The organism is Pseudomonas sp. SWI44 (assembly GCF_002947915.1).
GTDB lineage: Bacteria > Pseudomonadota > Gammaproteobacteria > Pseudomonadales > Pseudomonadaceae > Aquipseudomonas > Aquipseudomonas taiwanensis.
The window spans coordinates 1453959-1471317 of record NZ_CP026674.1 but is presented as its reverse complement, the minus strand read 5'-3'; the positions used below and the strand labels follow the sequence as shown (position 1 = coordinate 1471317).

General features: G+C 58.8%; 18 protein-coding genes. 12 read left to right on the top strand and 6 right to left on the bottom strand.

Annotated features, from left to right (window positions below; genetic code table 11):
- The first annotated feature begins 54 nt into the window (after positions 1-54).
- A complete protein-coding gene (locus C4Q26_RS07085; RefSeq protein WP_023378849.1) occupies positions 55-894 on the top strand; it encodes a mechanosensitive ion channel family protein in 840 nt (279 codons plus the stop codon).
- A gap of 182 nt (positions 895-1076) precedes the next feature.
- The gene (locus tag C4Q26_RS07080) at positions 1077-2321 is read left to right on the top strand and encodes an MFS transporter (RefSeq protein WP_027908089.1); all 1245 of its coding nucleotides are present in this window, start codon (positions 1077-1079) and stop codon (positions 2319-2321) included.
- Positions 2322-2404: 83 nt separating this feature from the next.
- On the opposite strand, the gene C4Q26_RS07075 is transcribed toward C4Q26_RS07080, so the two are convergent.
- Entirely contained in the window at positions 2405-3952 is a 1548-nt protein-coding gene (locus C4Q26_RS07075) for an AmpG family muropeptide MFS transporter (protein ID WP_023378851.1), read from the bottom strand.
- 43 nt (positions 3953-3995) lie between these two features.
- Positions 3996-4349 (bottom strand): MGMT family protein, encoded by a 354-nt coding sequence (locus tag C4Q26_RS07070; RefSeq protein ID WP_023378852.1) that lies wholly within the window; start codon positions 4347-4349, stop codon positions 3996-3998.
- 153 nt (positions 4350-4502) lie between these two features.
- Here C4Q26_RS07070 and C4Q26_RS07065 point away from each other — a divergent pair, with 153 nt between their 5' ends.
- The 5 genes from C4Q26_RS07065 to groL all read left to right on the top strand — a co-directional run bounded on the left by C4Q26_RS07065 (position 4503) and on the right by groL (position 9170).
- The gene (locus tag C4Q26_RS07065; protein ID WP_023378853.1) at positions 4503-5513 is read left to right on the top strand and encodes a DUF481 domain-containing protein; all 1011 of its coding nucleotides are present in this window, start codon (positions 4503-4505) and stop codon (positions 5511-5513) included.
- An 89-nt stretch (positions 5514-5602) separates the two neighbouring features.
- Positions 5603-6334: a HugZ family protein gene (locus C4Q26_RS07060; protein WP_023378854.1), complete on the top strand. Its 732-nt coding sequence runs from the start codon at positions 5603-5605 to the stop codon at positions 6332-6334.
- A 66-nt stretch (positions 6335-6400) separates the two neighbouring features.
- On the top strand, positions 6401-6862 hold the full coding sequence (locus C4Q26_RS07055; protein WP_023378855.1) for an FxsA family protein: 462 nt from the start codon (positions 6401-6403) through the stop codon (positions 6860-6862).
- Positions 6863-7187: 325 nt separating this feature from the next.
- On the top strand, positions 7188-7481 hold the full coding sequence (locus C4Q26_RS07050) for a co-chaperone GroES (protein WP_009395550.1): 294 nt from the start codon (positions 7188-7190) through the stop codon (positions 7479-7481).
- A gap of 48 nt (positions 7482-7529) precedes the next feature.
- Positions 7530-9170, top strand: a complete 1641-nt coding sequence (groL, locus tag C4Q26_RS07045) for a chaperonin GroEL (RefSeq protein ID WP_023378856.1) — start codon at positions 7530-7532, stop codon at positions 9168-9170.
- Between the two features lie 107 nt (positions 9171-9277).
- On the opposite strand, the gene C4Q26_RS07040 is transcribed toward groL, so the two are convergent.
- Positions 9278-10006, bottom strand: coding sequence for a phosphatase PAP2 family protein (locus tag C4Q26_RS07040; RefSeq protein WP_023378857.1), 729 nt, complete (start codon positions 10004-10006; stop codon positions 9278-9280).
- A 178-nt stretch (positions 10007-10184) separates the two neighbouring features.
- Here C4Q26_RS07040 and colR point away from each other — a divergent pair, with 178 nt between their 5' ends.
- From colR to C4Q26_RS07015, 5 genes are all read left to right on the top strand, one after another.
- Complete coding sequence (colR, locus tag C4Q26_RS07035; RefSeq protein WP_003255215.1) at positions 10185-10868, top strand: two-component system response regulator ColR; 684 nt, start codon at positions 10185-10187, stop codon at positions 10866-10868.
- Positions 10858-12168 carry a HAMP domain-containing sensor histidine kinase gene (locus C4Q26_RS07030; protein WP_023378858.1) on the top strand — a complete coding sequence of 437 codons (1311 nt, stop codon included), beginning with the start codon at positions 10858-10860 and terminating at the stop codon, positions 12166-12168. The genes colR and C4Q26_RS07030 overlap by 11 nt, the downstream gene beginning before the upstream one ends.
- Before the next feature lie 107 nt (positions 12169-12275).
- On the top strand, positions 12276-12956 hold the full coding sequence (locus tag C4Q26_RS07025) for a class I SAM-dependent methyltransferase (RefSeq protein ID WP_023378859.1): 681 nt from the start codon (positions 12276-12278) through the stop codon (positions 12954-12956).
- A gap of 6 nt (positions 12957-12962) precedes the next feature.
- A complete protein-coding gene (locus C4Q26_RS07020; protein ID WP_023378860.1) occupies positions 12963-13664 on the top strand; it encodes a lipopolysaccharide kinase InaA family protein in 702 nt (233 codons plus the stop codon).
- Positions 13661-13894: a hypothetical protein gene (locus tag C4Q26_RS07015; RefSeq protein ID WP_023378861.1), complete on the top strand. Its 234-nt coding sequence runs from the start codon at positions 13661-13663 to the stop codon at positions 13892-13894. The genes C4Q26_RS07020 and C4Q26_RS07015 overlap by 4 nt, the downstream gene beginning before the upstream one ends.
- Positions 13895-13974: 80 nt before the next feature.
- On the opposite strand, the gene C4Q26_RS07010 is transcribed toward C4Q26_RS07015, so the two are convergent.
- The 3 genes from C4Q26_RS07010 to C4Q26_RS07000 form a co-directional block, all read right to left on the bottom strand.
- Positions 13975-15162 (bottom strand): Bcr/CflA family efflux MFS transporter, encoded by a 1188-nt coding sequence (locus C4Q26_RS07010; RefSeq protein ID WP_104882921.1) that lies wholly within the window; start codon positions 15160-15162, stop codon positions 13975-13977.
- A gap of 232 nt (positions 15163-15394) precedes the next feature.
- Positions 15395-16084, bottom strand: a complete 690-nt coding sequence (locus tag C4Q26_RS07005) for a diiron oxygenase (protein WP_104882920.1) — start codon at positions 16082-16084, stop codon at positions 15395-15397.
- 22 nt (positions 16085-16106) lie between these two features.
- The gene (locus C4Q26_RS07000) at positions 16107-17150 is read right to left on the bottom strand and encodes a SagB family peptide dehydrogenase (RefSeq protein ID WP_104882919.1); all 1044 of its coding nucleotides are present in this window, start codon (positions 17148-17150) and stop codon (positions 16107-16109) included.
- Between the last annotated feature and the right edge of the window lie 209 nt (positions 17151-17359).

Here is a 17359-nt window from a genome sequence, read left to right as displayed (position 1 = left end):
ACGCTCCGCGGACCGTTTTACTGTGCAATTGCCGCTCGGCATCAGGAGATGAATATGGATTTGAACGCTGAAGTCGATCAGCTGGTCCGCCAATCGCAGACCTGGATTCCCTTGATCATGGAGTACGGCAGCCGCCTCTTGCTGGCACTGTTGACCCTGGCCATCGGCTGGTGGTTGATCAACAAGCTCAGTGCGCGGCTGGGCAAACTGGTGGGGCTGCGGGCCGATGTGGCGCTGCAAAGCTTCATCAGCACCTTGGCCAACATCGTACTCAAGGTGCTGCTGGTCGTCAGCGTGGCGTCGATGATCGGCATCGAGACCACCTCGTTCGTTGCGGCTATCGGTGCCGCTGGCCTGGCCATTGGCCTGGCCTTGCAAGGTAGCCTGGCGAACTTCGCCGGCGGCGTGCTGATTCTGATGTTCCGCCCATTCCGAATTGGCGACTGGATCGAAGCTCAGGGTGTCAGTGGCACCGTCGACAGCATCCAGATCTTCCACACCGTGCTGCGTACCGGTGACAACAAGACCGTGATCATGCCCAACGGCAGCCTGTCCAATGGCATCATCACCAACACCAACCGTCAGCCTACCCGCAAGGTGGTGTTCGATGTCGGCGTGGACTACGAGGCCGACCTGCAGAAGGCGCGTAATGTGCTGCTGGAGCTGGCGCAAGACCCTCGCGTGCTGCCCGACCCTGCGCCGCAGGCGGTAGTTGCGACGCTGGGTGACAGCTCGATCACGGTGTCCCTGCGTCTGTGGACCAAGACCGCCGATTACTGGGACGTGATGTTCATGCTCAACGAGCATGCCCGTGACCGGTTGAAGGCTGAGGGTATCGACATTCCGTTCCCGCAGCGCGTCATTCGCGTGGTGCAGGAGACGGTGGCGTCGTAAGCTACCAGTGCAAGGGGCTGCTGTGCAGCCCACTCGCGACACGAGGCCGCTCCGACGGGTACAGCGTATGGCTGCTACCTGCGGGGCGGTTTCTGTTTTTCCACCGTTACACTTGTTCACAGCCAAAGCTCGCCGTTTCTGGCATATAGGCTGGCCCAAGCTATTTCCACCCGATACCCACCATGAAGCCATTGTTGTACATCACCCCCCTCAGGGCCCTGCTGTTCGGCCTGACCCTTGCCCTGTTCGAGCTGCTGACTTACCTGGCCAGCGATGCGGTCATGCCTGCCATGCCGGTGGTGGTCGATCATTTGAACGCCAGCCCCGAATACATACCTCACGCCCTGAACCTCTACCTGCTCGGTGGTGTGGTCCTGCAGTGGCTGATCGGTCCATTGGCCGACCGCTACGGGCGTCGCCCCCTGCTGTTGGCCGGTTGCGCCTTCTTCGGCGTGGCTTGCCTGGCGACCTTCTGGGTGAACGACATTGGCCTGTTCAACCTGCTACGCCTGTTGCAGGGCATCGGCCTTGGCTTCGTGGTCACGGTCAGTTATCCAGCCCTGAACGAAGCCTTTAGCGAAGCGGATGCGGTGCGGATGATGGCCCTGTTGGCCAATATCGCCCTGCTGTCGCCATTGCTCGGCCCGCTGGTGGGCACGCTGCTGTTGCAATGGCTGGACTGGCGTTACCTGTTCGTCGCCTTCGCGGTTGGTGCGGTGCTGACGTGGGTGCTGTTGCACCGGTTGATGCCGGAAACCCTGGGCGTCGAGCGTCGCGATGGCTCGCGCCTGGCGTTCACGCCGATCCACTTGCTGCCGTTGCTGGCGGGCTACGCCCAACTACTGAGTAACCGCCGCTTCGTCGCTGGTAGTGCCGCGCTTGGCCTTGTCGGCCTGCCTCTGATCGGCTGGATTGGCCTGTCGCCGGTGTTGCTGATCCACGACGAAGGGCTGAGCACGATGGCGTATGCCCTGTGGCAGTTGCCGGTGTTTGGCGGTTTGATCCTGGGTAACCTGATCATCAACCGCATCGCCGACCGCTACCCGCTGCCAGCACTGGTGCGGGGCGCGCTATGGCCTTACCTGGCCGGTCTGTGCCTGATGGCCGTGGCGACCTGGTACTGGCCTACCGTGACCAGCGTGGTCGCAGGCATGTCCTTGTATGCGCTGGGGCTGGGGGTGGCCAATGCGGTGCTGTATCGCATGACGTTGTTCGCCAGCGAGCAGAGCAAAGGGCTGGTGTCGGCGATGCTGGGGATGATCACCATCGCTTTACTGGGACTGGGCGGGGCGGTATTGGCGATGATCGGGGCGGGCGCCAGCCTGCTGCACTTTGCCCTGGCCGCGGGTGCAGCCGGGGCGCTGGCGCTTTGGCCGCTGTGGTTCGTGGTGGGTGGACGGCCTGGGGAAGGGGCGGTCGCTCAGTAATACTCATGCCCCTATCGCCAGCCAGGTGGTCACCGGCAGGAGCCGGCTTGCCGGCGATAGGATCCGTTGAATCGGTACCCGCCTCAGGGCCGTTCGGCCGCTGAATTCTCCGCCGGCACCTGCTTGCCACGCCCCACTTCCTGATGCCACTGCAGCGCGATCAGAATCAGCGTCGGCACCCCAAGCAAGGCAGTGATCAGGAAGAAGTCGTGGTAGCCGAACTTCTCCACCATCACGCCGGAATACCCGCCAATCAGGCGTGGCAGCAACAGCATGATCGAGCTCAGCAGGGCGTACTGGGTGGCCGAGAACTTGAGGTTGGTCAGGCTCGACAGGTAGGCGACGAATGCCGAAGTCGCCATGCCGGAGCTGAAGTTGTCCAGCGAGATGGTGACCACCAGCATTTCGAGGTTCGGCCCCATGTCCGCCAGCATCAGGAACAGGATGTTGGTTGCCGCCGAGGCCACGCCACCGATGAACAGGATCGGCAGGATGCCGAATCGCACGATCAGCAAGCCGCCGATCCCCGCGCCCACCAGGGTCATGATCAGGCCGAAGATCTTGCTGACACTGGCGATCTGGTCCTTTGTGAAGCCCATGTCGATGTAGAACACGTTGGCCATCACCCCCATGACCGTGTCCGACATGCGGTAGGTTGCGATCAGGCCAAGCAGCAACAGGGCCTGCCAGCGATAACGGGCGATGAAGTCGTTGACCGGCGTGAGCACTGGCGCCAGGCCTCGGCGGCCCAGGGACGACAGGCAGGCCCAGGTCAGCAGCACGTAGAGAATCAGGCGCAGGAAGGCACGGTCTTCCAGCAGCAGGTCGAGCGGGGTGGCATCACCGAAGATCACGCTGGCCCAGTCGGTGTTGAACAGCTGGGTGAAACTGGCGGGTACCGAAACCAGCAGGATGATCAGCACGAACACCGACGCCAGCTGGTGAACCAGCCCGTAGCGTGCCGCAGACAGCTGGGTGCGCAGGGGGACTGGAGGTTCGCGCATCACCAGGGTGGTGAACACTGCCGGAAGCATCATCACGCCGAACAGGATGTAGGTCCCAGCCCAGGCCTTGTGCAGGTAGCTGAAGCCCGTGGAGCCGAACCATTCGGCGAAGAACAGCGCGCCCGCGGTGGCCAGCAGCGCTGCGACGCGGTAACCCGCCATGTAGCTGGCGGCCAGGGCAGCCTGACGTTGGTCGTCGGCGATTTCCAGACGATAGGCGTCGACGGCGATGTCCTGGGTGGCGGAGGCGAATGCCACCAGCACCGCCAGTGCAATCAGCCACGACAGGTGCTGCTGTGGGTCGCACAGGCTCATGCCCACCAGGCCGATGACCACCAAGCTCTGCGACAGCAACAGCCATGAGCGGCGGCGGCCAAGGCCACCGAGCAACGGCAGGCGCCATTGGTCGAGCAGCGGCGACCAGACCCACTTGAAGGCATAGGCCAGGCCGATCAGGCTGGCGTAACCAATGGTCTCGCGGGCCACACCCGCTTCGCGCAACCACACCGACAGCGTCGAGAACACCAGCATGTAGGGCAGACCGGCGGCGAAGCCGAGCAGCAAAAGCACCAAGGTTGACGGGCTGGCATAGGCAGCGAGCGCAGCGCGCCAGGTTTTACGGGGCATGGGCCAACATCTGCCTCAAAATTGCGAAAACAAAGCGCGCACTCTAACCGCTGTGCTCCATCGGGCGCCAGCCATGGCGCGTCATATCCACACGATTATTGGTCACATTCACACCTTCCGCGCGCAGTCGGGCGCGCTGTTCATCGCCCGAAGGCGTGCCCAGCGCCAGGCTCAGGCGGCCGCCCGAACCCAAGACACGGTGCCATGGCAGGCGAGTGTCGGCGGGCAGTTGCCCCAATGTGCGTCCGACCCAACGCGCTGCGCGTCCCAGTCCTGCCAGCTCGGCCAGTTGGCCGTAGCTTACGACCTTGCCGGCAGGCACCTGTCCCAGCACCGAATAGAGTGCCGTTCGTCGGGCGTCTGGGCTGTCTTGGACAGGCGCGTTTTCGCCAGACATCAGGGCTGCCCTGCGCTACGGATGAAACCGGATGAGTGGTCGGGGTAAATGAGAGTTGAACTCATCGGCATGGTCTGTGTCTGTCCTTGCTCTGGTCGTGGGTATCTGGATAATGCCCGGCTTTTTTCGTCAAATCGAACCCATAGTCCGCTTATGCATTCTAGATTCGTGTTGTGCCTGCTTGCCGTTTCCCTGTGCGCCGCTCCTGCGTTCGCCGATACCGTGTGGATGAAGAACGGCGACCGGCTCAGTGGCAAGATCAAGGTGTTCGACGGCGGCAAGCTGCTGCTCGAAACGCCATACGGCGGCTCCATTGCCCTGGACTGGAAACAGGTCCAGACCCTCGAAAGTGATCAGGAGCTGCTGGTCAAGCAAGACGCCTACACCGGTGAAAAGGCCAAGTCGCTCAAGGCTGCCGAGCCTGGCAAGGTCACCCTGGCCAATGGCGAAGCACCCAAGACCGTCGACCTGGCCAGCATCGAGCAGATCATGAAGCCCAAGCCGGTGGTCGAGGACCTTCTGTGGAAAGGCAACATCGACGTCGCCATGGACTACAAGCGCGCTGAGTCCGACAGCGACGATTATGACGTCAGCTTCAAGACCACCGGTCGCCATGGCCGTTGGCGGCACAATGCCGAAGGCGAGTACAACCGCGAGACCAAGGACGACGTCACCACCACCAACAACTGGAGTGCCGAATACGCACTGGACCGCTTCATCACCGAGAAGTGGTTCTGGAAGGGGCGTTTGGAATACAAACGCGACCATATCGAAGACCTGGCTCGCCAGCGGACCGTGGGTACGGGCCCGGGTTACCAGTTCTGGGACGACGAGTTGGGTGCATTCTCCTTGAGCACCCTGGTCAACCGCACCGATTTCGAATACCGCGACGGCGGTAAGGACAACTTCTATTCCACGACGGTGAAGTGGGACTACAACCGCTACCTGATCGGCAAGCGGGTCGAGTTGTTCACCAACGGTGAGATCGGCAAGCCCCTGGGGGGCGTGGCCAACTACTCGCTGGATGCCGAACTGGGGCTTCGTTACAAGGTGACCGAATGGGCCTCGCTCAACCTCAAGGCGGAAAAGGACGTCATCAGCGGCACGCGTGAAAGTGACCTGGACAAGACCCGCTACACCGCAGGCTTCGGCGTCGCCTGGTAGGCTGCGGCGTTCCTTCGCCTGATTGTGGCACCCGGCTTCGATAGTGCTTATCTTGTCCCCCATCCCTATCACCGCCAGGAGTGCCCTTCGTGAGTACCAACGCCATTCGTCCCGCCCGCGAACTGCTGCTCAAGGAATACCGCGGCGTGCTCTCGACCCATTCCAAGTCCATGCCGGGCTATCCCTTTGGCTCGGTGGTACCGTACTGCCTGGACGCCCAGGGCAATCCGTTGATCCTCATCAGTCGCATCGCCCAGCACACCCACAACCTGCAGAAAGACCCCAAGTGCTCGCTGCTGGTCGGTGAACGCGATGCCGAGGACGTGCAGGCCGTTGGGCGTCTGACGGTCATGGCCCAGGCCCACAAGCTGGTGGCTGAGGCCGAGATCGAGGCTGCGGCCGAGCGCTACTACCGCTACTTCCCCGAAGCCGCCAATTACCATAAAGCCCACGATTTCGACTTCTGGGTGTTGCAGCCTGTGCGCCATCGCTACATCGGCGGCTTCGGCGCCATCCATTGGCTGGACCAGATAACCCTGGCCAACCCGTTCGTGGGCAAGGCCGAGGCCAGCATGATCGCGCACATGAACAGCGATCATGCCAACGCCATCGCCCACTATGTCGAGCTCAGCGGCCTGCCGCGCAGCGCGACGCCGGAAATGGTCGGCATCGACAGCGAAGGTATGCACTTGCGCATCGGGCAGGGTGTTCACTGGTTGCCTTTCCCCAGCACTTGCAACACCCCGACACAAGTCCGCGAAGCCTTGGTGTTGCTGGCCCGCGCCGACCAATGGCCGGTCGCGACAGAAATCGAGGGTTGAAAAGGCGAGCAAACGCATCCATTTGAGGTTCTTACTGGGAGATTGTCTTCCGTCGAGGAACACTTGATGCGTGCTTTTCTACTGCTGTTTCTGATTTTTCCCGTGCTGGAGCTGTTCGTCTTCGTCAAGGTCAGCGCGGCGATCGGTTTCTTCCCGGCGTTGCTGTTGATCATCGCCGGTTCTGCACTGGGTGTGCTGGTCATTCGCGTGGCCGGTCTGGCCACCGCCTTGCGTGCCCGTGAAAGCCTGCAGCGCGGCGAACTGCCCGCTGAGGACATGTTCCAGGGCCTGATGCTGGCCGTCGGTGGTGGCCTGCTGTTGCTGCCTGGCTTCATCAGCGACGTGCTGGGCCTTTTGTGCCTGCTGCCTTTCACCCGCCACCTGGCCGCGCGCAAGATGCGCGAGCGGGCCGAGGCCCAGGCCATGCGCCAGCGAGCCTTCCAGGATGACCCGTTCCAGGCTCGACCCAACGATGCAGGCCATCGCCCCAATGTGATCGAGGGTGAGTACGAGCGCCGCGACAAATAAGATCCAGGGTCGCTGTTGGCCCCCTTCACGACACCAAGGCCGCTCCGGCAATCGTCCGCAGGAGCGGCCTTGTGTCGTGAAAGGGGCACCGCAGCGGCGCCGGTTTCTGGGTCACCTGGTGGTCTGATAAAAAATTTTCCATGGCAAACCTTGTAATTGAATATGACGGCCTCATGTATGTGGTCACCGCAAGGTTTCTGGTGGTGACACCAGACATTACACAGGTGGTTCGCTCCAAGCGGGCCACTCCCGGCTACGCCGGATCGTATCAACCCGCCGGTGTCGACACCGGCCGATGAAAACCACAATTTGGGAGAGATCGACAATGAAGCTTCGTCCTCTGCATGACCGCGTAGTCATCCGTCGCAGCGAAGAAGAATCGAAAACCGCTGGCGGTATCGTCCTGCCGGGTTCGGCCGCTGAAAAACCAAACCGCGGCGAAGTTGTCGCCGTGGGCACCGGTCGCATCCTGGACAACGGCGAAGTACGTGCACTGGCCGTCAAAGTGGGTGACAAAGTGGTTTTCGGCCCTTACTCGGGCAGCAACACCGTGAAAGTCGATGGCGAAGACCTGCTGGTGATGAGCGAGAACGAAATCCTCGCCGTCGTTGAAGGCTAATTTCCCCGACTTCCCGTTACTCCAAAGAATTTCAAGGATTAAACGATCATGGCTGCTAAAGACGTAAAATTCGGCGATTCCGCCCGTAAGAAAATGCTGGTTGGCGTCAACGTTCTGGCTGACGCGGTTAAAGCGACCCTGGGCCCGAAAGGCCGTAACGTTGTCCTGGCCAAGAGCTTCGGCGCTCCGACCATCACCAAAGACGGTGTTTCGGTTGCCAAGGAAATCGAACTGAAAGACGCCTTCGAAAACATGGGCGCCCAGTTGGTCAAAGAAGTGGCTTCCAAGGCCAACGACGCTGCCGGTGACGGCACCACCACCGCCACCGTTCTGGCTCAGGCCATCGTCAACGAAGGCCTGAAGGCCGTCGCTGCCGGCATGAACCCGATGGACCTCAAGCGCGGCATCGACAAGGCCACCGCTGCCATCGTCGCCGAGCTGAAGAACCTGTCCAAGCCATGCGCTGACTCCAAGGCCATCGCCCAGGTAGGTACCATCTCCGCCAACTCCGACACCTCCATCGGTGAAATCATCGCCGAAGCCATGGAAAAAGTCGGCAAAGAAGGCGTGATCACCGTTGAAGAAGGCTCGGGCCTGGAAAACGAACTGTCCGTCGTAGAAGGCATGCAGTTCGACCGTGGCTACCTGTCGCCGTACTTCGTCAACAAGCCAGACACCATGGTTGCCGAGCTGGAAGGCCCGCTGCTGCTGCTGGTCGACAAGAAGATCTCCAACATCCGCGAGCTGCTGCCAGTTCTGGAAGCCGTTGCCAAGGCCGGCCGTCCTCTGCTGATCGTTGCCGAAGACGTCGAAGGCGAAGCCCTGGCTACCCTGGTGGTCAACAACATGCGCGGTATCGTCAAGGTTGCTGCGGTCAAGGCACCTGGCTTCGGCGACCGCCGCAAGGCCATGCTGCAGGACATCGCCACCCTGACTGGCGGCCAGGTCATCTCCGAAGAAATCGGTCTGACCCTGGAAACCACTACCCTGGAGCACCTGGGTAACGCCAAGCGCGTCATCCTGTCCAAGGAAAACACCACCATCATCGACGGCGCTGGCGCCGACGCTGACATCGAAGCACGCGTCAAGCAGATCCGTGCCCAGATCGAAGAAACCTCTTCGGACTACGACCGTGAGAAGCTGCAAGAGCGTCTGGCCAAACTGGCTGGCGGTGTTGCCGTGATCAAGGTCGGTGCTGGCACCGAAGTTGAAATGAAAGAGAAGAAAGCCCGCGTCGAAGACGCCCTGCACGCTACCCGTGCAGCCGTCGAAGAAGGCGTAGTGCCTGGCGGTGGTGTTGCGCTGGTTCGCGCCCTGCAAGCCGTTGCCGACCTCAAGGGCGACAACGAAGACCAGAACGTCGGTATCGCGCTGCTGCGCCGTTCGGTCGAAGCGCCGCTGCGCCAGATCACTGCCAACGCCGGCGACGAGCCAAGCGTTGTCGCTGACAAGGTTAAGCAAGGTTCGGGCAACTACGGCTACAACGCTGCTACTGGCGAATACGGCGACATGATCGAGATGGGTATCCTGGACCCAGCCAAGGTCACCCGTTCGGCTCTGCAAGCTGCAGCTTCGATCGGCGGTCTGATGATCACCACCGAAGCCATGGTTGCTGACCTGCCGGAAGACAAGCCAGCTGCTGGCATGCCTGACATGGGCGGCATGGGTGGCATGGGCGGCATGATGTAAGCCAGCCTTACCCCCTGCACCATGAAAAAGCCCCGGCTCGCGAGAGTCGGGGCTTTTTCATGGGCGTTCGCAAGCGGCGTGGCGGCTATCGCCGGCACGCCGGCTCCCTACACGGTTTTCGGTGCGACCGCGGGCACCACTGCCATCCCCCGTCGGTACAGGACCAGGTAATACGATCCCAAGCCGATCAGCCAGCAGAACACGGCTGTCCACACGTTGTGCGACAGGAAGTGCGCACCTTGCATCATCCGGCCAATCGACAGCACCGACCCGGCGACGAAGGCCACCGCCAAGGCCACCCGAGCCAGGCGAGGGCGACGGTCGCGCAGCATGAAGAACAGGCCGAACAGGCAGAAACCAGTCGCGGCGTGGCCACCGGGCCAGCACAGCCCAGGCTTGTCGGTGGCCGGTCGCGTTTCCAGCAGCTTGCTGTAGGTTTCCTTGCCGCCAAACTGGGTCAGGCTCCATGGGCACTGCACCTGGGTCACTTTTTTCAGTGGCGTGACGAACGCCGTGGAAAGGCCCAGCGCCAGCACCAGACAGCCCAACTCACGGCGCCAGCCGAAAAGCCGCTTCCAGAAGAAACTCAAGGCGAAGGTCACCAGCGCCAGTACACCTAGCAGGATCACACCCTGCTTGACCCTGTCATGCAGAATGTTTTCCAGCAGATAGCTATGGCGGCCGATGAACTGACCGGCCGCCGGGTCGAAGAACAGGTTGGCCACATCCATGTCGAGCGAGGTCAATTCGAGCAGGATCAGCGCCAGCGCGGTGGCCAACGGAATGCCCAGGTACAACCAGAAATTGATCGGACGGGGAGGGGTAGCTTGCTGCATGACAACTCCAGGCACACAAAAGAGCAGCCATTCTGGGCTGCCCGCTATCCTGTGTTCGTGAAGGAACGGTGAAAAATCCGTCAGCCGGGCCGATATTTTCCCAAAGCTGGCGCCAGGCCAGCGATGGCCTTAAGCTGCGCCTGCCGCGCACAGCGAAAGCGCCGCACAGGAGACCTCGATGCGCATTCTTTTGGTTGAAGACAACCGCGATATCCTCGCCAACCTCGCCGACTACCTCGGCATGAAAGGCTACACCGTCGACTGCGCCCAGGACGGCCTCTCCGGGCTGCATCTGGCTGCTACCGAACATTACGATCTGATCGTGCTCGACATCATGCTGCCAGGCATCGATGGCTACACCCTGTGCAAACGCCTGCGTGAAGATGCGCGGCGCGATACCCCGGTGATCATGCTCACCGCCCGCGACCAACTGGACGACCGCCTGCAGGGCTTCCGCTCCGGTGCCGACGACTACCTGCTCAAACCCTTCGCCTTGTCGGAACTGGCCGCGCGCATCGAGGCGGTGCTGCGCCGGGCCCAGGGCGGCGGGCGACGCACCCTGCAAGTCGCCGACTTGAGTTACGACCTCGACACCCTGGAAGTCACCCGCCAAGGGCGCCTGCTCAAGCTCAACCCAGTCGGTCTCAAGCTGTTGGCGGTGCTGATGCAGAAGAGCCCGCACGTGCTGCGCCGCGAAGTGCTGGAAGAAGCCTTGTGGGGCGACGACTGCCCGGACAGCGACAGCCTGCGCAGCCATGTCCACCAGTTGCGCCAGGTCATCGACAAGCCTTTCGAAAAGCCGTTGCTGCATACAGTCCATGGCGTCGGCTATCGCCTCGCCGAGGGCCGCGATGGAGTTTAAGCAAAGCCTTGCCCAACGCATCATCATCGCTTTTGCGCTGATGAGTGCGCTGGTGGCCGGCGCTTTCGCGTTCGGCATCGTCGCCACCGTGCACCTGGTGGAAGAGCGTTTGATCTCCTCGGTCCTCGGGGGCGACCTGCAACGGTTGCTGCGTATGGACAGTGTCAGCGACTGGAGCCACAGGCCGCGCCCCGACCAGCTGTTCTACTTCAGCGGTGGCCGAGACGATTTCGAACTGCCCAAGGACTTGCGTCACCTCGACGTGGGCTTCCACGAGGTGTTCCGAGACCAGCTGTCCTACCACGCGATGGTCGAGATCGTCGACGGACGGCGTTACGTGCTGCTGCAGGACCAGAGCGATTTCGAGGAACGCGAGCGAGTGCTGTTCGCCGTGGTCGTGGTTGGTTTCGTGCTCAGCTTGGTGCTGGCGGTGGTGCTTGGCTGGCTGGTCGCCCGGCGGGTGATGGCCCCGGTGATCCGCCTGGCGCGCCAGGTTCGTCACCGCGACCAGTTGCTGGGCCTTGCCCCCCCGTTGGCGCCAGATTACGCGGCGGATGAGGTCGGCCAGTTGGCCGTGGCCTTCGATGATACCTTGGGCCGGCTGCGTGACGCATTGACCCGAGAACGTCTGTTCACCAGCGACGTCAGCCATGAACTGCGCACCCCGCTGATGGTGCTGGCCACTTCCTGTGAATTGTTAATGGAAAACCCTGCGCTCGACAGCCGGTCGCGTAGCCAGGTAGAGCGTATTGCCCGCGCCACCGAAGAGATGCGTGAGCTGGTCAAGACCTTCCTCATGCTCGCCCGCGCCCAGCGCGACGAGGGCGCGGTGGCGTCGCAGGCGACTTTGCGTGAAGTGGCCGATGACCTGATTGGCGTCTGGCGGGACACCATCGAGCAGAAAGGCCTGACCTTGTACTTCGATGGCCGCGTCAGTGCCAGTTCCGTGTTGTACAACGCCACCTTCCTGCAATCGGTGATGGGCAACCTGCTGCGCAACGCTGCCCATTACACCGACAGCGGTTACATCCGCCTGAGCCTGGAACCCAATGGCTTCAGCGTGGAGGACAGCGGTGTGGGGATCCCGGAAGAGCAGCGCGAGGCCATGTTCCGACCCTTCGTACGCGGGGACGAGCGTCGCGGTGAGGGCCTCGGACTGGGCCTGTCGCTGGTTCAGCGCATCTGCGACGACCAGGGCTGGAGGGTTACCCTCACGGCGACCTCGCCCCACGGTTGCCGCTTCCAGGTGGACCTGAGCAAGACTGCGGAAAAAGCCAACAATCTGGCTATAGCCGAGTAATGTTTAGAAACAGCCCGCATGGCGGCTAACGTATTTTTCACATCCGCATAACCTGATTCCAACGCTTCCTTACCTAAGGTGGGCGCACTGGAGTCAGGAGATGCCCCATGCGCAGCCCCATCAAACTAGAATTTTCCGAGAAGTACGACCAGCAACATGCACAAGAGTACTTCTTGAAGCACCAGGATGGACTGGCTCGCCGCCTTTCTCACCAGCGTGACGAGCAACTGGCTCGCCGCGCCCTGGCCTTGGCTGGCGAGCCAGGGTTGGTGCTTGACCTACCCTGCGGCGCAGGCCGTTTCTGGCCGTTGCTGGCTGAGAAGCCCAACCGCGTAATCATCGGTGCCGACAACTCCGAGGCGATGATCGAGACAGCCTGTGCCTCGCAACCGCCAGAAGTGGTAGCCCGGGTACGACCTTTGCAGACCTCGGCTTTTGCAATCGATCTGCCGGATAATTCCGTGGACAGCATCTTTTGCATGCGGCTGTTCCACCATATCGGCGAGGCGGCCCACCGGAAAACAATTCTTTCGGAATTTCAAAGGGTTAGCCGTGACAGCGTAATCCTGTCATTGTGGGTGGACGGTAATTTCAAGGCGTGGCGGCGGAAAAAGCTCGAGCAGCGCCGTAGCGCCAAGGCGAACAAAGACAGTTACCAGAACCGTTTCGTGTTACCGGCGACCACGGTTGAGGATGAATTCGAAGCTGCCGGCTTCAGGATTCAGGAACGTTTGGACTTCCTGCCGTTCTATGCGATGTGGCGAGTCTATGTATTGCGCAAGGGGTAGTGGTTAATGGCAGTCGGCCAAAGTCAGGCATCGAAGTTCGATTTCTACTGGCACCAGCAGGGTGAATGGGTCGAGGAGCCCAACCAGCGGCGTGGCGGTGAAAGTGGAGTACAGCGGTTGAGCGATGCCAATGGGCAAGTGTTGTACGCCAAGCGTCAGGTCGGGCACATCTATCGAAGCCTGCTGCATCCGTTCGGCAGGCCGACCGTGCTACGCGAGCTCGACGCATTGAACAGCTTCGAGCAACTGGGGGTGCGCGTGCCCCGCATCGTCTTTTGCGGTGCCGAACGCGATGACGACCATCAATGGCGTGCTTTGCTGGTCAGCGAGGCGCTCGATGGGTTCGTCGATCTGGACACCTGGCATGCCGAAGGCGCGCGCGAGCGCTACCCGCAAGTCGTGCACCAGCGCATGATTCAGGACTTGGCCGATAATCTGGCGCGCATGCACCTGGGGCATTGGCAGCACGGTTGCCTGTATGGCAAGCACGTATTCGTCAAGGTGATTGGTGACGGCGAGCAAGCCCGTGTGGAAGTGGCGTTGCTGGACTTGGAAAAGTGCCGGCGGCGGATCAGTTGCCAGCGTGCGGCAGCCAATGACCTTCGCCAATTGCGCCGCCATTCGTCGTTCACCGACGCAGAATGGCAATCGCTGCTCTATGTTTACAAGATGGCGTTTGGCAGCGCTGTCAAAGGGTTAGAGCAATGAAACTAGAAATCGCTCGAGCTTTGTTCCTGGTAGCTGGCCTGGCGGTGACCACGGTAGCGGCGGCGGCCTGGGAAGAGCCGAAGCCCACGGTGTTCAGCAAGGCCGAGTTGAGCGAGCAGTGTGCACTGCCGCGGGAAGTCAAACAGCAATCCCAGGCCCAGACCCAACCGGATCAGGACCTGCTGCTATTGCTGTTCGGCTTGCGCCAGGGGTTGAGGCCATTTGGTTGAACCCTGCGTTAGCTAGAAAAGCCAGAGGCCTCGCGATTGCGGGGCCTCTGGTTTTTTTGTGTCTTTCCGTCCGGCAAAAGTCAGCAATGCTGCGTGCTATCGACCTTGAGGCACATAAGCAGCAGGCAACCGCTAAGCGCGCTGCTCAAGAATAGAATTCCTAAGCTCATTGGAAGTAGGTGTTCGGCTGACGCGACCAAAGTGCCTGCAAGTCCACCGCCGGCAAATAGCAATGTAGTACTGAGGGACGCGGCTGCCCCTGCCTGCTGCGGATAACGGGCCAACGCCTGCGAAGTCGAGGCGGGTCGTACCATCGTTGTTCCTGCCGTGCATAAGATCATCGGTATCATGAGACCTGCTACCGATAGCACTGCTGCCCACTGCCAAATCAATAAAGTGACCCCTGCGGTACCTATAAGCAGGAATCCCGTGCAAATTTGAGCCTGCACACTGACGCGATTGTTCAGGAAGGTCGCGGTTGCACCACCGACGACATACGCCAGCCCATAGGCGATGAATACAACGGAAAACTGATACGGCGTGAGGCCAAGTTGATCCATCAGTACCAATGGTGCAATGACGATGAAGGCAAAATGGCAGGCGAACGCGAAAGTGGCCTGCAGGGAATAGGCTATATAGAGCGTGTCACGCAGCATGGGAAGATAGCTTCGAATGCCCGCATTACTGCTGTATGACGCAGGTTCTTCATGCGATAGCACCCAGGTAAGAAACATGACAAAAGTAGCGATCAAAATAAATGCCGTAAAGCTGCCTTCCCAGCCAAATAATTGTTGGAGCGCAGCGCCCGCGATCGGTGAAATTGATATGAATAAACAACTTGCACTCGTTATTACGATGCGCATGGTGTTGCGCTGCTTTCCGCTATAGAGGTCCTGTATCAACGCCTGGCCCAGAACCAGACTTCCACAGCCGGCAGCCTGTAGCAACCGGAATGCCATAAAGGTCTCATAGTCAGATGAAAGTAGGCAGCCGGTAGCCCCGGCAATGGATACAGCCAATCCACCGAGTAGCAACCGATTACGACCAATTCGATCTGACAGGGGGCCAATCACCAATTGCGCCACCGCTACGCCAAAGGCGAAGAAACTTACGGAGTAAGCTATTTGCTTTGGTTGTACTTGAAAGGCTTCTGCAAGCGCTGGGAATGAAGGGAGAATGACGTCCAGAGGGAAAACGCCTAGTAGGCATAAAAGAATCAGTAACAATGGGCGAAGAATGGTGCTTTTTAAAGTTTTGGCCTGGTTCATGCTGGCAGTCCTGCTGCCCTGAATTGAATCGCATAGCGCTCATCTTTAATTAGCTTGGTGCGCTTAATCGCCTGAAGCGTTATTTTGGAAATTGCGGGTAATCGAAGCGTCCAGTTGGATGTTATGTCGTTGATAATGACTTTTGCAATGGATGGGTGCTTTTTGAAAATTGACTGTAAGAATGGCTCGTCGGGTTGGCAGAAAGCGCGGAGCGCTTTCAGTAAAGTAGGAATTAGATAATCCTTCTGAGAGATTGATAGCTGATGCCAGAGTTGTGCGAAACAGTCTGAGAAAAAATGGCATGGCGCCCTTCATCATGAAGGTGGTCAATCAGCATGTTTGCCACAGGCGTGACAAGTGAATCGCGAATCAAATTGTACAGTTCGTTGGTTATTATTGTTTCAGAAACAAAGGCGATGCAAAAGCGGGTAATCCCGTTGAGCGATTGGGGGCTATTTTGTAATAATTGGTCAAGGCTATTAATGCGCGCAGAATTTATTCGTTCAAGGCAAAAATGGTTCGCTACTGGGGCCGCAATTTCTTTAGAAAAAAGCGCGTGATACGCCTCGTCGGTATAAAGTTTTAACGCATTAAGTTGCTCGTCTTTATCAAAGAAATGTTTTAAGTCGCCAGAAATGATGCATTGCACGGTTTCATTGATGTGACCCATTTCAAGTCGTGTCGTGTAGTCCATGAAGTGGATGAGGTGGTAGGCGTGCAGTACTAGCAAATCTTTTTTTGAAAGCTGTTTGGCTGAATCATGAGCCAACGCTGGACTTAACGCCCTAGGAAACCACAGGTCGGGTTCGGACTGTGTAAAATCTTCTACGGAAAAATGGTAGGCATAAGGGCGCGAGCGTACAGCACTCGTGATGTGCCAGCTTTTAAATACAGTACTGCTACGGGTTGTAATTTTTTCCATGCGTGTGTCTCGCGCCAGTACTTTACGATATCAGAGCCCTTAAGGAACGAGGTGTCGCATTTCCGTTGCTATAGCCACATGCGACGAAAAAAAGGACGTGTTCACTTGGGTTGTCGAACATGAGTAGAGGCTCGATGCTCGTTTCGTTTAATGCGCCGGTGAGCCAAGTATTCATGCCTCTGTCGGTTGCGGCGAGTTGGAAGGTCTGTGCGGCATGACCAACTTCTATTAGTGCCATTCGATAGGCGCGCGAATGCTCGTATTTCCACCACAATTTGTCGAATCTGGAGCTCAAGAACAATCCAGCGGGTATGTCATTGGCGAAGTGCTGGCCCGATAATAAATCACCCAGGGCACAAGGCAGTGGGCTTCGCCAATGAAGCTCATGTCGCCGTGGGTCGTAGTAATAAATTCCGGCTTCCAGGCTGTCTACGTTGTTTACATATACATAGCCTTCAGTAGCGTTCAGCCCGCCTACTGAGGGGGTGGCGCGGCGTCTTGAGTATTCATTTTCTTCCTCTTTGACGTAATTAATGGTTCTGCTTCCAATAAAGCCTAAGGTATGGTGTAAAATTTCGGCAAGATCAGCTAAGGAGATCGGTATTCGCTGGAAGTCTCTAACGGTTGCTCGGTTTTTGAATGCCTTGTCAACTGCAAATGTACTTCTTGGTATAGGCAGTGAAATGCCGCTTTCGCTGGTGCGGGAATTATCAGGCTGTATATTCTTGTTTAGTACGGAGTTGCAGTGTTCAAGGTACTGCAGTGCCCACTCCTCCTCGCTTGAAGGGTGATTTTCTATAGGGATGTCTTTAGTGCCGTAATGGAATATTCTTGAGAGTACATCCCAGCCCCAGTCAGAATTGTCGTCGGCATCGTCCATGAAAACGTTGCAGCATTTCAGATCGGCGGTTAGATCGTCATTTAACTCTTTGTGATCTTTCTCGTAAATGAGATGGATTAACCGGTTTGCGTGGTCTCTGGATAACTGGTACTGTTTGTGGTTTTTGAAATCCCAGCAAATCAGGGAGTTATTCATGGCGATAAAGAAGCAATTTTTACTTATCATGCTCCCTCCTTTAACAACTGAAGGGCAGGCCGGCACTGCTCTTCAGTATTTATGGGTTAAGGCTTATTTGGTTTTTTTGACCAAGTGCGCCATGTTCGCCAATTTGGTGCATTCCATCTTAATGGTTTTCATATTGTTCTCTCCATTTTGGTGTCGCGTCATTGTGACGTTTTTGATAATAGCGGTAAGTTCAAGATGTACAAGTCGAA